We start from the raw sequence: 12,699 nt of genomic DNA, 5'->3' as shown, positions 1-12,699 counted from the left end.
CAGGATGGCCCTGCACACCCAGTTAGAGATCCACAAGGTGGCCGAGGAGCTGTTCCAGCTTTCCCTCACCTTGGTTCGGCACATCCCGCGCGACCTGAAGCAGATCGCGGGCAACAAGATCCGAGACGTATGCCTCGAAATTCTGTTGCTGATCGGCCGAGCCAACATGGCGCGTGACAAGCGCCCGCACCTTACCCAGGTGATCGAAAGCACCTGGTCGCTCAACTACCTGTTCAGGGCGCTTTCAGATTGCGGCGCTGTCAGCCGTGGCCAACACGCGAAAGTAATGAAGCTCACGGCCTCCGTAGGCCGCCAGGCAAACGCCTGGAAGAAATCCGCAACCGCGCCCGCCGCTTGAGGGTTACGGCTCTCCTGCCTGTGCGCTGAATCTGGTCGTGCCGCTGTCCGATGGACACCGCCATGCGCAGCACGGATACCGCCAGCGGATGCTGGTAGGTCCGGCGCAGTTTCCAGGCTGAGCAATCGTCCTGGCGACGTGGATAGCACGATAGGTCGCAGTTCTCCGCCAACAACGCCTACAACATGGACTTTGAGAATGGCTGGCTCAACAACAACGACAAGAACAACGAGCGTCTTGTCCGCCCCGTCCGCAGACTCATCGGTTGCACCCTTCACTTTCGAGGAATTGGTCCAGGCCTACTACGACTGCCGGCGGCACAAGCGGAACACCGCGAGCGCTCGCCGCTTCGAAGTGGACATGGAGGCCAACCTCCTCGACCTATTCGACGAGCTCCAGGGTGGCACCTACCAGCCTGGCCGCTCGATCTGCTTTGTGGTCACCCGGCCAAAGGCCCGCGAGGTATGGGCCGCCGAGTTCCGGGATCGCATCGTGCATCACCTGCTGTACAACCGCATCGGCCCCGCCATCGAGCGCAGCTTCATAGTGGACAGCTGCGCCTGTATCCCAGGGCGCGGCACGCTGTACGCCGCGAAGCGCCTTGAGGCGAAGATCCGCAGCCAGACGCAGAACTGGTCGCGGCCGGGCTTCTACCTGAAATGCGACCTGGCGAACTTCTTCGTGTCGATCGACAAGCGCGTGCTCGGGCGCCAGCTGGCCAGCCGCATCGACGATCCCTGGTGGCGGAAACTGGCCTTGCAGGTGCTGATGCACGACCCACGCGAGAACTACGAACTGCGCAGCCCTGCTGGCCTGTTCAATCGCGTGCCGCAGCACAAGCGGCTGACAGCGCAGCCGGCATACCTGGGCCTGCCGATCGGCAACCTGTCATCGCAGTTCTTCGCCAACGTCTACCTCGACGCCCTGGACCAGTTCTGCAAGCACACGCTCAAGGCCAAGCACTACATCCGCTACGTCGACGACTTCGTGCTGCTGCATGAGTCGCCGCAACAGCTGAACGAATGGCTCCAGCAAATTGAGCAGTTCCTGCCCAGCCTAGGCGTCAGGCTCAACCCTTCGAAGACCATCCTGCAGCCAATTGACCGCGGCGTGGACTTCGTTGGGCACGCGATCAAGCCCTGGCGGCGTACCACTCGCAAGAAGTCAGTGGCCCAGGCCCTGAAGCGAACTGCCGCCGCGCCAGCGGAGAACCTGCGCGAGACAGCCAACAGCTACTTCGGCCTGCTTGGCCAGGCCAGCCACAGCCAGAAAGACCGCGCCGCGCTGGCCAACCTGGTGCTGCGGCGTGGGCATGTGGTCAATGGCGCGCTGACACAGACCTACCCGAAGCGATAGCGCTGCCCGCCAGCGCCTTCCCCTATTCAACGACGGGGTCGGCACCCAGGCCTTTCCGGTAGCGCGCAATCGCGATGATCTGGCGCAGGCAGATGACCACTTCCTTCTTCAGGTGGTCATCCGGCAGACCGATCTTTTTCAGCATGGCCTGGGCTTCTTCCTCGATCGAGGCAAGGGCCTCGGTATCGCTTTTCAGTGTCATGACGACCTCCACGGGGTCGAGTCAGCCATGAATTGATAGCTCAGCAGAACAGCGCGCGCCAACTGCGTCGCCGTCACCTTTCAAAGATGTGATTATCTTAATTTGAACGAGGCAGCACTTTCTCTTAACTCAAGAATTGCTTCATTAATATCTTTTAGCGCACCTCGCAGCTTTACGTTCATTTCGCCAAGTCGCAGTCCGACCTCAGCAGACCCTGGGGAATTGCTATCAACAACATTCAGAAACCCAACATTTTCTATCAGATAGATCCTCATTATATCCTCAAGTGAGTCGAGACGCTCGGCCTCTTGACAACCCGACAAGTATATACGAACAGTTTTCAACGCCTGGGAATAGCGAGCATAAGCTTCATGCCATTGGCTGCCTGATTCTAGGAATTTGCCCTCATGCTCTGCAAGCAGCCCTCTATCATCCTTACCAAACTTTGACCTGTAATAATTATACATATCAGGCAGATGCTTTTTGATGACCTTAAGCTCATCTGCAGCGACTGCCAGCTCATCCAAGGCAGACGAGAGCTTTGCTTGCCGAAATTGCGGCTTCCATGCTCTCAACGCAGCAAATGCAACTACTGCCGTTGCAACATTAGCGATAGAGCCGATTGCGTTAAAGAAGGCACTGGAGTCGCCCTTAATCAGAACAGGCGAGATCAGCACACCGACAGCAAATAACAGGGTGCAACCCACACCATATACAAAGTCCAATTTCACTCTAGTTTGCCTCAGATTAATGAGTTTCAACTATAGCCGCGAGACGTCCTCAATGCCCACAGAAACTACAATCGATTGTCCCGCACTCCACCAGCGCAGCGACAGCTATCCGTTTGGCGACCGAGTGCCGCGCACGGTCCGGATGCTGAAGACAGTCACCGCCGACCCTATGCCTGGGATAGGACTCGCCTACATCAAGGGCGATGCACCGGTGGCGAAAGCAGGTCAAACCTATCCCGTTTGGACGAATAGCCACGGCGCCGTCACAGCGGTAATGGAGGACGGCACCCGCCTCGGCCTTCGCCCGGCAGAGTTCGAGGTCGATAGCTGGCACCACCTTGCACCCGAGCCAGCCCCACAACACCCCGAGCCTATAGCCTGGATGGTTGGTACTGCCATCTGGTGGACCAAAGAAGAGGCAGAGCGGGATGCGGCGGCGACTGGGCTGCCGATTGTTGGGCTGGGGCCGATGACCGGCATCGCAACTGCCGAGACATGTCAGGGCGAGCCGGTTGGCGAGGTCGTGGCGTTCGGGAAAGGGTTGCACGAGATTGCTTGGGCATCCGGGCGCATGCCTGGGCTCGGCGCAAAGCTCTACACCCACGCCGATCCTGGCGAGGTTGAGAGGCTGCGGGAAGGCATCAGCAAGCACTGGAAAGTTGTCTGCGACCAGCGGGCAGAGCTGGAAACCCTGCGCGCCCAGCTGGCCGAGCAGGATTCGCTGCTGCGCGAAGTATTGGAAGCATTCAAGCTTGAGACGGACGGTTCCTGCATCAACCCTGGGCGTGACTTTATCCGCACATGGGCAGCGAAACTGGCCGCCTTATCCGCCAGCGCAGAGCCGAGCGCGCCGAACGACTGCGCCATCTGTCGTGACCTGGGCAACCAATGTATGGAATGCGAAGAAGGCGAGTTCCGTGAATGGGCCGACCGCCACTTCGCCGCAGCCGACTATCGCAAGACCGATGCCGGGGTGTTCATCCAAGACTGGATGCGTCACGCCTACGGGGCCTGGTGCGCACGCGGCGCCTTGGTGCGCCAGTCATGAAAATCCACTGGGCCGCCCACATCGACTACGACCACGACGGCAACGATAACCAGCACTTCTCGGCCTGCGGCGTTGGCCGTGGCCACCGTGACGGCGAGGAATGGGAGTCCGCCCGGTTCAAGTCCGAGGTCACCTGTAAGACCTGCATTAAGGTCATCGCCAAGCAAGAGCGCAAGCCATCCTGACCACAGGAGTACATCTGTACTCCTTTCGCTGCAACCCCTCTCCCCTCTATTCACTGCCGCGATATGGCGGCCAAGGAATCGACATGCTCGAAAGGACACCGATCAAGACGGAGGCCGAGTTGTGCGCGGCCTTCATTCAGTCGATGAACAAGCAGGCCGATTGGACTTGCTACCCCGAGGCTGCAGGCTTCGACATCCTAGCTGTGCACACCAGCGGTCGGCAGATCGGCGTCGAGGCGAAGATGAGCCTGAACGCCAAGGTAGCCGACCAGATCCTGCCGAAGGACTACGAGAACTTTTACGGAAGGCCTGGCCCGGACCATCGCCTGGTGATCGTCGGCAAGGCCAGCGAAGCCAGTCACGGAATCTGCCGGATGCTGGGTCTGCTCGGAATTCCTGTTGTGCTCCCCCGCTGGATGTCTCGTGGCGGCGACAAGTCCGGATGGGGATTCGATGTGCGCTGCGTGGACAACCGGAACTGGATGTCGTTCTTCGTCAACGAAGAGTACCTGCACCTGTTCGACTGGAACCCGGCAGAGCGATGCCGGGTGCCAATGGCGGTTGGTGCACACCAGGCCGGCGTCCCCTCCCCGGTCAGCCTCACACCCTGGAAGGAAGCAGCGCTGCGGGTGATCGCCTTGCTGCGATCGCAGGGTCACATCGCGGCCAAGCAGATTCAGGAACTCGGCATCAGTCCGACCGCCTGGACGCGACCAAGGGGCATCGAACCTGGCTGGCTTGATCGCGGGTCAGTGCGTGGAACCTGGATCGAAACCGAGAACATGCCGCCATTCGATAAGCAACACCCCGAGGCCTACGCCATCGTCGTCGCTGAACTGGCTGCCAAGGCCGCCCCACAACTGGAGCTCACCACATGACCCGCCTCGCCCTCTGCCTCCTGCTGCTGGCCACCGGCGCCAGCGCAGAACAATTGACCTGGAGCGTTGAGGTGATCCGAGATCAGAAGCGTTCCGTAACCTGCTGGATTTACAGCGAGAACATCTACAAGGGCGGAATCAGCTGCATCCCCGACAGCCAGCTCCAGGCCGGCAACGAGCGACAGCTCTCCCCGCACGAAACCCAACCCGAACCTACACCCGCTCTGGCGCCTGGGCGCTGGATTGATGAGAGGTATCAGCTGTGAGCAAACCGCATTGGATCGACGCGCCAGAGTGGGCCGAATGGCTTGCCCAGGACAGCGACGGCGAATGGTTCTGGTGGGAGTCGATGCCGATCCTGATACCTGGCAAGGCTGGGTGGACTGGCGGCGGTCGTTACAAGTGGGCGCGAAAAACGCCCAACTACCGCCCCTTCGGACTGACATTGGAGCGCCGCCCATGACCGACCTGATCGAAGTGAAGACCTGCACCTGCCCATCCGGCGACGGCTCGCTGCGCTGGCCTTGCCCGGTTCATCCGCCGAAGGAGAAGCAGCCATGATCCTGCCCCTGATGTACATGGCCTATATGATCTACAGGTGGCCGTGATGAGCGCGACAGCCAAGGTACTCGACCCCTGCAGCGCCAGCCGCATGATGTGGTTCGACAAGCAGGACCAGCGCGCCCTCTTCGGCGACATCCGTGACGAGGAGCACCTGCTCTGCGATGGCCGGGTGCTGAAGGTAGAGCCTGACGTGCTGATGGACTTCCGCCAATTGCCCTTCGAGGCCTCAAGCTTCCGCCTGGTCGTGTTTGACCCACCGCACCTGACTCGAGCCGGTGTAGATAGCTGGATGCGGGCCAAGTACGGCGTGCTCACAAGCGACTGGCGAGAGGACATCCGCCAGGGCTTTGCTGAGTGCTTCCGCGTTCTGGAGCCCGAAGGAATCTTGATCTTCAAGTGGAACGAAACCCAGGTGCTGGTGAGTGAGTTGCTGGCCCTCACCCCCGAAAAGCCCCTGTTTGGCCACAAGTCCGGTAAGCGCGAAAAGACGCACTGGATCACCTTCATGAAGCGCCCAGCTTAACCCTTCCCCTACTACTCAAGCCCGCCGCATACATGCACGGGCATGGAGAGCTATTGCCATGACGAAAGAAGAGCTTGCCAGCCTGCCTGCAAAGATCCGGATCGCGACTGAGGCAGGCAAGGCCGCAGCCGCTGCGTGCACCGATGATGGGGGCAGCGCCAACCTGGACCGGGTTGTCATCCCCCTGCGCGGTCTGCGCGCCAGCCAGATCAAAGGCCTGCCTGGCGAGGTCTACCCGGCCAGCACCTATCACCCGCGAGGCCTGCACCTGTCAGTGCCGTTCGCAGGAATCGGCAACCGTCGGTACGTCGGCGTGCAGGCCATGTACCGGTCGCTCAAGGACCAGGGCGTCGACTGCTACGTCTACTACCAACTGGACTGACCACCAACCTGCCGCCACCGGCGGCGTGGAGACCATCCCATGGAAACCGAGATCCTTTCGGACGAAGAGCTGGCCGAACTGACCGGCTACAAGGCCAGGGGCTACCAGCGCCGCTGGCTCGAAGAACGTGGCTGGGTATTCGTTGAAACCCGAAGCGGGCGCCCACTGGTTGGTCGCCACTACGTTCGCATGAAGCTGGGCGTGGCTCTTGAAGTGGTGCCGATGAAGCCACCGCTGCCAGCCGCCCCAACGTGGACACCAGACATTTCGAAGGTGAGGTGAAATGCGCCCAAGGAAGACCGAGAATCGGGGCTTGCCGCCGGGCATGTACCGGCGCAAGCGCACCAGCAAGAGCAAGAAAAACCCTGGCAAGGAGTGGATCAGCTACTTCTACCTCGACAAGTCAGGGAAACCGGTGCCGCTGGGCACCGACCTGAGCCTGGCGAGACTGAAGTGGGCCGAGCTGGAGGCGAAGGAAAAGCCGAAGGACCTGGTTACCATGGGTGCGATCTTCGACCGCTACGAGCGCGACATCATCCCGAAGAAGGCGGCGCGCACCCAGAAGGACAACCTGGCCGAGATACGCCAGCTGCGCAATTACTTCGAAAAGGCGCCAATCGACGGGATTACGCCTGCGCATGTGGCGAAGTACCGCGACGCCAGGACAGCGCCGGTCAGGGCGAATCGCGAGATCGCCACCCTGTCGCACATTTTCAACATCGCCCGGGAATGGGGGCTTACCACCAACGAGAACCCGTGTCAGGGTGTGCGCAAGAACAAAGAGGTGCCGCGGGACTTCTACGCCAATGACGCGATCTGGAACGCGGTGTATGCCAAAGCGGTGGACGAATTGAAGGACGCCATGGACTTGGCGTATTTGACAGGCCAGCGGCCGGCGGACGTGCTGGTAATGAGGAGGGATGACATCGAGGGCAATGCCCTTGGCGTGAAACAGAAGAAGACCCACAAGAAGCTGCGGATCATGCTCGAGGTGGATGGCGTGGAGAGCAGCCTGGGCGCGCTCATCAGGAAGATACTGGAGCGGAACAGGCCGCATAGCTCGCCGTACCTACTCCTAACCGAAAACGGAAAACGGGTAACGGCGCCGATGCTTCGCCGCCGCTGGGACGACGCCAGGGAGGAAGCGGTTAAGGAGGCAGTCGCTGCCGGCGACCAGGTGCTGGCAGGCCGAATCAGCCAGTTCCAGTTCCGCGACATCCGCCCAAAAGCAGCTTCGGAAATCACCGACGTCGACCACGCCAGTCTTCTGCTGGGCCACACCAAAGGCGACATCACCGAGCGGGTATATCGCCGAGTTGGAGCCTTGGCGAAACCCACCAAATAGCCAAAGTATTGTCAGCGCTGACAAATCAAACCATTACAAACCCCATTCGTATGGGTAGGTTTTCTATGCCTCAAAAACGCAAAAAGCCCTGAATAATCAGGGCTTTAGAAGTGGCGGAAGCGTAGAGATTCGAACTCTAGGATAGTTGCCCATCGACGGTTTTCAAGACCGTTGCCTTAAACCACTCGGCCACGCTTCCAGAACGATTTTGCGGCCGCAATCATACCGTAATGAAACAAGCTGTCAAACTCTCTGTGTCGCGGGCCACGACGGCTCTGATATGCTCCTTGCAACCATACGTTTCAAACCACAGGAGTGTCGCCATGCGCGAACAGGATTATGCCGTACAACACGGCCAGCAGGTCGAGCAGCAGGAGGTCAGCCGCGTCCTGCGCAACACATACAGCCTGCTGGCGCTCACCCTCGCCTTCAGCGGTGTCATGGCCTTCATCGCCCAGCAGATGCGGGTCGGCTACCCGAACATCTTCGTCGTGCTGATCGGTTTCTACGGACTGTTCTTCCTCACCGCCAAGCTGCGTGATTCGGCCTGGGGCCTGCTCTCCACCTTCGCCCTCACCGGCTTCATGGGCTTCATCCTCGGGCCTATCCTCAACCGCTACCTGGGCATGAGCGGCGGTGCCGAAGTGGTCAGCTCGGCGTTCGCCATGACCGCCCTGGTGTTCGGCGGCCTGTCGGCCTACGTGCTGATCACCCGCAAGGACATGAGCTTCCTCAGCGGCTTCATCACCGCGGGCTTCTTCGTTTTGCTGGGTGCCGTGCTGGCCAGCTTCTTCTTCCAGATCAGCGGCCTGCAACTGGCGATCAGCGCCGGCTTCGTGCTGTTCTCGTCGGTGTGCATCCTGTTCCAGACCAGCGCCATCATCCATGGCGGGGAACGCAACTACATCATGGCGACCATCAGCCTGTACGTGTCGATCTACAACCTGTTCGTCAGCCTGCTGCAGCTGTTCGGCATCATGGGGCGCGACGACTGATCGCGGTTCTTGTCGAGAAAAGCCCGCTTCGGCGGGCTTTTTCGTCAGTGGCCAAGCGCTGTAACCCACTGGGGCTGCTTTGCAGCCCATCGCGGGCAAGCCCGCTCCCACAGGGTTCCCGCAAACCACATCACGGGGCGGACAGTTAAGCGGGGGTCCGTCTGCTTGGCGGTGGCCCCAACCATCGCGTCCTTGCCCGCAGCAGCGGGGTACCTCTACCCCTAACCTTCCAAGCCCCGTAGAATGCGCTCCTTTTTTCATCCGGGGCAGCTTTCCCATGAGTTCCATCGAACACGTGCCGGGCGCGGCGGCGCCTGCCAATGAACTGGTCCTTGGCCTGGAGGACAAGCCGCGGCCGCTGATCGGGCTGCTGGCGGCGCTGCAGCACCTGCTGGCGATCATCGTGCCGATCGTCACGCCGGGCCTGCTGATCTGCCAGGCCCTGGGCGTGTCGCCACGGGACACCAACCTGATCGTGTCCATGTCGCTGGTGATCTCCGGTATCGCCACCTTCGTCCAGTGCAAGCGCTTCGGGCCGTTCGGGGCGGGGCTGCTGATCGTCCAGGGCACCAGCTTCAACTTCGTCGGGCCGCTGATCGCCGGTGGCGCGCTGATGGTCAAGCAGGGTACGCCGGTGGAAAGCGTGATGGCGGCGATCTTCGGCGTGGTGATCGCGGGCTCCTTCGTGGAAATGGGCGTCTCGCGCATCCTGCCGTTCATCAAGCGGCTGATCACCCCGCTGGTCACCGGCATCGTCGTGCTGATGATCGGCCTGACCCTGATCAAGGTCGGCCTGATCAGCATGGGCGGTGGCTTCGCCGCCATGGGCAACGGCACCTTCGCCAACGGCGAGAACCTGCTGCTGTCGGGCGTGGTACTGGCGATCATCGTGGTGCTCAACCGTATCCCGGTGGTGTGGATGCGCAGCTGTGCCATCGTCATCGCCCTGGCCGTGGGCTACGCGCTGGCGGGCTACCTGGGCCGTCTGGACTTCACTGGCATGCACGAGGCCGCGCTGTTCCAGGTGCCGGTGCCGCTGCACTTCGGCCTGGGCTTCTCTTGGGCGCTGTTCATCCCGATGCTGGTGATCTACCTGGTGACGTCGCTGGAGGCCATCGGCGACGTCACGGCCACCAGCAAGGTCTCGCGCCAGCCAGTCGAAGGCCCGCTGTGGATGCAGCGGATCAAGGGCGGCGTGCTGGTCAACGGTGCCAACTCGCTGCTGGCCGGGTTGTTCAATACCTTCCCCAGTTCGATCTTCGCCCAGAACAACGGCGTCATCCAGCTGACCGGCATCGCCAGCCGCCACATCGGTATCTGGATCGCTGTCATGCTGGTGCTGCTGGGCCTGTTCCCCAGCGTCGCCGGGGTGATCCAGGCGGTGCCCGAGCCGGTGCTCGGCGGCGCGGCCATGGTGATGTTCGGCGCGGTGGCGGCCTCGGGCATCAATATCCTGGCCAGCACCCGCCTCGATCGCCGGGCGCTATTGATCATCGCCGTTTCCCTGGCCCTGGGCCTGGGTGTCGCGCAGGTGCCGGAATTCCTCGCACACATGCCGGCCGCCCTGCGCAATGTGCTGGAGTCGGGCGTGGCCACTGGCGGCATCTGCGCGCTGGTGCTGAACTGGTTCCTGCCCGAGGGCAAGGAAGCGGCCTGATCGTCCCCTCGCCTGGCCTGCAAAGCCCGCGCCCACACAGGTGCGGGCTTTTTTGCTTTATCATGGCCGCATTCCTTTGCACGAGCTTCCCATGAAATTCGCCATCGCGGTCTTTTCCCCAGCCCATGCGCCCTCTTCGCGGCGCGCCCTGCGCTTCGCCGAGGCGGCGCTGGCCGGCGGGCACGAGATTGCCCGCCTGTTCTTCTACCAGGACGGGGTGCACAGCGCCTCGGCCAACATCGTCGCCCCCCAGGACGAACTGGACGTGGCGGCCCAATGGCGCACCTTCATCAGTGCCCACCAGCTCGACGCCGTGGTGTGCATCGCCGCGGCCCTGCGCCGGGGCGTGCTCGACGAAGCCGAGGCCAACCGCTACCAGCGTCCGGCGGTGAACCTGCCGGCACCGTGGGAGCTGTCCGGCCTGGGTCAACTGCACGAGGCGGCGCAGGTCGCCGACCGCCTGGTCTGCTTCGGAGGCGATTGAGATGGCCAAGTCCCTGCTGATCATCAGCCGCCAGGCGCCTTGGAATGGCCCGTGCGCCCGCGAGGCGCTGGATATCGCCCTGGCCGGCGGCGCCTTCGACCTGCCCCTGGGCATGCTGTTCCTCGATGATGGCGTGTTCCAGCTCGCCGCCGGCCAGCAACCCGCCGCGCTGCAACAGAAGAACCTCGCCGCCAACCTCCAGGCGCTGCCGATGTTCGGCGTCGAGGAGCTGTTCGCCTGTGGCCACAGCCTGGCCGAGCGCGGCCTGGACGCCGGCGCCCTGGAGCTGCCGGTGCAGGTGCTGGACGATGCGGCCCTGTCGGCCTTGATTGCCCGTTTCGACCAGGTGGTGACGCTCTGATGACGACCCTTCATGTAATCAGCCACTCGCCCTTCGGCGATGATCGCCTGGCCAGTTGCCTGCGCCTGCTTGGCGTCGATGACGCCCTGTTGCTATGCGGTGATGCCGTGTACGCCCTGCGTGCCGGCAGCGAGCCGTATCGTCGGCTGCAAGCGGCCGGCCTGGGCCAGCGTCTGTTCGCCCTCGACGAGGACCTGCAGGCTCGCGCCCTCACCGGCGAACTTGCCAAGGCCGTGGACTACCCGGCCTTCGTCGCGTTGTCACTGCACTACGACAAGGTCAATACCTGGCTATGAGCACCCTGACTGTCGGCGATCGGCAGATCGCCCTGGACAAGGACGGCTTCCTGGTCGACCTGCAAGACTGGTCCCGCGATGTCGCCGAGGCCCTGGCCGCGCGCGAAGATATCCCGCTGACCGAGGCCCACTGGGAAATCCTCGAGCTGCTGCGCCAGTTCTACGAGGAATACCAGCTGTCGCCGGCCACCCGCCCGCTGATCAAGTACACCGCGCTCAAGCTGGGCCCGGAGAAAGGTAACAGCCCACACCTGAACCGCCTGTTCAACGGCACGCCCGCCAAACTCGCCGCCAAACTGGCGGGCCTGCCCAAGCCGACCAATTGCATATGACCGAACCCCGACCGCTGACCCTGGAAACCCCGGCCGAGCACCCCTTCGCCGAATTCGTGCGCATCCTCGGCAAAGGCAAGCGTGGTGCCCGCGGCCTGACCCGTGAAGAAGCCCGCGCAGCCATGACCCTGCTGCTGGAGGGCAAGGTCGAGGATACCCAGCTCGGCGCCTTCCTCATGCTCCTGCGGCACAAGGAAGAAAGCGCCGAAGAGCTGGCCGGCTTCACCGAGGCCCTGCGTGCCCAGCTGCAAGCCCCGAATATCGCCGTGGACCTGGACTGGCCCAGCTACGCCGGCAAGAAGCGCCACCTGCCCTGGTACCTGCTGGCGGCCAAGTGCCTGGCCGGCAACGGCGTGCGTATCCTCCTTCACGGCGGTGGCGCGCATACCGCCGGGCGGCTGTACACCGAGCAGTTGCTGGCCCTGCTGGAGATCCCCCTGTGCCGCGACTGGCCGTCGGTGGCCAATGCCCTGGACGAGCGCCGCCTGGCGTTCGCTCCATTGCAGGACTGGGCCCCGCCGCTGCAACGGATGATCGACCTGCGCAACACCCTCGGCCTGCGCTCGCCGATCCACTCCCTGGCCCGGGTGCTCAACCCGCTGAATGCGCGCTGCGGCCTGCAGAGCATCTTCCACCCTGGCTACCAGGCGGTGCACCGCGAAGCCAGCCGCCTGCTCGGCGACCATAGCGTAGTCATCAAGGGCGATGGTGGCGAAATCGAGATCAACCCGGACGTGGCCAGTCATCTCTATGGCACCACGGGCGGCGAAGCCTGGGATGAGGAATGGCCAGCGCTGAGCGCCCAGCGGCATGTCAAGCCGGCCAGCCTGCAGCCGGAGCACCTGCTGACGGTATGGCGCGGCGAGGCCGGGGACAGCTACGGCGAGTTGGCCGTGGTGGCGACCATGGCCCTGGCCCTGCGCGGGCTTGGCCAGGAGCGTGAAACGGCCTTCGAGACGGCTCGCGGCTACTGGGCGGGTCGCAAGAACATCGAATAATTCG

General features: G+C 62.5%; 19 protein-coding genes and 1 tRNA gene. 17 read left to right on the top strand and 3 right to left on the bottom strand.

Annotated elements, in window-relative coordinates; genetic code table 11:
- Positions 1-4: 4 nt before the first annotated feature.
- Together NJF35_RS11520 and NJF35_RS11515 are read left to right on the top strand one after the other, a co-directional pair.
- Positions 5-358, top strand: a complete 354-nt coding sequence (locus NJF35_RS11520) for a four helix bundle protein (protein ID WP_253091057.1) — start codon at positions 5-7, stop codon at positions 356-358.
- 354 nt (positions 359-712) lie between these two features.
- A complete protein-coding gene (locus tag NJF35_RS11515; RefSeq protein ID WP_253091111.1) occupies positions 713-1,714 on the top strand; it encodes an RNA-directed DNA polymerase in 1,002 nt (333 codons plus the stop codon).
- 22 nt (positions 1,715-1,736) lie between these two features.
- Here the strand turns inward: NJF35_RS11515 and NJF35_RS11510 are convergent, their stop codons facing one another.
- Both NJF35_RS11510 and NJF35_RS11505 read right to left on the bottom strand, forming a co-directional pair.
- A complete protein-coding gene (locus NJF35_RS11510; protein WP_100413979.1) occupies positions 1,737-1,916 on the bottom strand; it encodes a hypothetical protein in 180 nt (59 codons plus the stop codon).
- Between the two features lie 92 nt (positions 1,917-2,008).
- The gene (locus NJF35_RS11505) at positions 2,009-2,647 is read right to left on the bottom strand and encodes a hypothetical protein (protein WP_253091056.1); all 639 of its coding nucleotides are present in this window, start codon (positions 2,645-2,647) and stop codon (positions 2,009-2,011) included.
- 142 nt (positions 2,648-2,789) lie between these two features.
- Here NJF35_RS11505 and NJF35_RS11500 point away from each other — a divergent pair, with 142 nt between their 5' ends.
- The 8 genes from NJF35_RS11500 to NJF35_RS11465 all read left to right on the top strand — a co-directional run bounded on the left by NJF35_RS11500 (position 2,790) and on the right by NJF35_RS11465 (position 7,572).
- The gene (locus NJF35_RS11500; protein ID WP_253091055.1) at positions 2,790-3,695 is read left to right on the top strand and encodes a hypothetical protein; all 906 of its coding nucleotides are present in this window, start codon (positions 2,790-2,792) and stop codon (positions 3,693-3,695) included.
- Complete coding sequence (locus NJF35_RS11495; RefSeq protein ID WP_253091054.1) at positions 3,692-3,880, top strand: hypothetical protein; 189 nt, start codon at positions 3,692-3,694, stop codon at positions 3,878-3,880. Before NJF35_RS11500 ends, NJF35_RS11495 begins: the two co-directional genes overlap by 4 nt.
- 83 nt (positions 3,881-3,963) lie before the next feature.
- Positions 3,964-4,758, top strand: a complete 795-nt coding sequence (locus NJF35_RS11490) for a hypothetical protein (protein ID WP_253091053.1) — start codon at positions 3,964-3,966, stop codon at positions 4,756-4,758.
- Entirely contained in the window at positions 4,755-5,024 is a 270-nt protein-coding gene (locus NJF35_RS11485; protein WP_253091052.1) for a hypothetical protein, read from the top strand. The genes NJF35_RS11490 and NJF35_RS11485 overlap by 4 nt, the downstream gene beginning before the upstream one ends.
- Positions 5,025-5,365: 341 nt before the next feature.
- A complete protein-coding gene (locus tag NJF35_RS11480; protein WP_253091051.1) occupies positions 5,366-5,845 on the top strand; it encodes a class I SAM-dependent methyltransferase in 480 nt (159 codons plus the stop codon).
- 58 nt (positions 5,846-5,903) lie between these two features.
- The gene (locus NJF35_RS11475) at positions 5,904-6,227 is read left to right on the top strand and encodes a hypothetical protein (RefSeq protein ID WP_253080872.1); all 324 of its coding nucleotides are present in this window, start codon (positions 5,904-5,906) and stop codon (positions 6,225-6,227) included.
- Between the two features lie 39 nt (positions 6,228-6,266).
- Positions 6,267-6,509 (top strand): DUF4224 domain-containing protein, encoded by a 243-nt coding sequence (locus NJF35_RS11470; protein ID WP_253091050.1) that lies wholly within the window; start codon positions 6,267-6,269, stop codon positions 6,507-6,509.
- Between the two features lies 1 nt (position 6,510).
- A complete protein-coding gene (locus NJF35_RS11465) occupies positions 6,511-7,572 on the top strand; it encodes a tyrosine-type recombinase/integrase (protein ID WP_253091049.1) in 1,062 nt (353 codons plus the stop codon).
- 111 nt (positions 7,573-7,683) lie between these two features.
- Here the strand turns inward: NJF35_RS11465 and NJF35_RS11460 are convergent.
- Positions 7,684-7,771 (bottom strand) — tRNA-Ser (locus NJF35_RS11460).
- Positions 7,772-7,895: 124 nt separating this feature from the next.
- Between NJF35_RS11460 and NJF35_RS11455 the strand changes: the two genes are divergently transcribed.
- The 7 genes from NJF35_RS11455 to NJF35_RS11425 all read left to right on the top strand — a co-directional run bounded on the left by NJF35_RS11455 (position 7,896) and on the right by NJF35_RS11425 (position 12,695).
- Positions 7,896-8,567, top strand: a complete 672-nt coding sequence (locus NJF35_RS11455) for a Bax inhibitor-1/YccA family protein (protein WP_225789213.1) — start codon at positions 7,896-7,898, stop codon at positions 8,565-8,567.
- Positions 8,568-8,844: 277 nt separating this feature from the next.
- On the top strand, positions 8,845-10,224 hold the full coding sequence (locus NJF35_RS11450; protein ID WP_225789212.1) for a nucleobase:cation symporter-2 family protein: 1,380 nt from the start codon (positions 8,845-8,847) through the stop codon (positions 10,222-10,224).
- A gap of 91 nt (positions 10,225-10,315) precedes the next feature.
- Positions 10,316-10,708: a sulfurtransferase complex subunit TusD gene (gene tusD, locus NJF35_RS11445; protein ID WP_225789211.1), complete on the top strand. Its 393-nt coding sequence runs from the start codon at positions 10,316-10,318 to the stop codon at positions 10,706-10,708.
- A gap of 1 nt (position 10,709) precedes the next feature.
- Positions 10,710-11,069, top strand: coding sequence for a sulfurtransferase complex subunit TusC (tusC, locus tag NJF35_RS11440; protein ID WP_253091048.1), 360 nt, complete (start codon positions 10,710-10,712; stop codon positions 11,067-11,069).
- Entirely contained in the window at positions 11,069-11,365 is a 297-nt protein-coding gene (tusB, locus tag NJF35_RS11435) for a sulfurtransferase complex subunit TusB (RefSeq protein ID WP_225789209.1), read from the top strand. The genes tusC and tusB overlap by 1 nt, the downstream gene beginning before the upstream one ends.
- Complete coding sequence (locus NJF35_RS11430; protein WP_225789208.1) at positions 11,362-11,697, top strand: TusE/DsrC/DsvC family sulfur relay protein; 336 nt, start codon at positions 11,362-11,364, stop codon at positions 11,695-11,697. Before tusB ends, NJF35_RS11430 begins: the two co-directional genes overlap by 4 nt.
- Before the next feature lie 14 nt (positions 11,698-11,711).
- The gene (locus NJF35_RS11425) at positions 11,712-12,695 is read left to right on the top strand and encodes a glycosyl transferase family protein (protein WP_225789244.1); all 984 of its coding nucleotides are present in this window, start codon (positions 11,712-11,714) and stop codon (positions 12,693-12,695) included.
- Positions 12,696-12,699: the final 4 nt, after the last annotated feature.

The sequence above is a fragment of the Pseudomonas guariconensis genome (assembly GCF_024127895.1).
GTDB classification, from domain to species: domain Bacteria; phylum Pseudomonadota; class Gammaproteobacteria; order Pseudomonadales; family Pseudomonadaceae; genus Aquipseudomonas; species Aquipseudomonas guariconensis_B.
The sequence above is the reverse complement of the archived record's forward strand: the minus strand, read 5'-3'. Positions and strand labels throughout refer to the sequence as shown.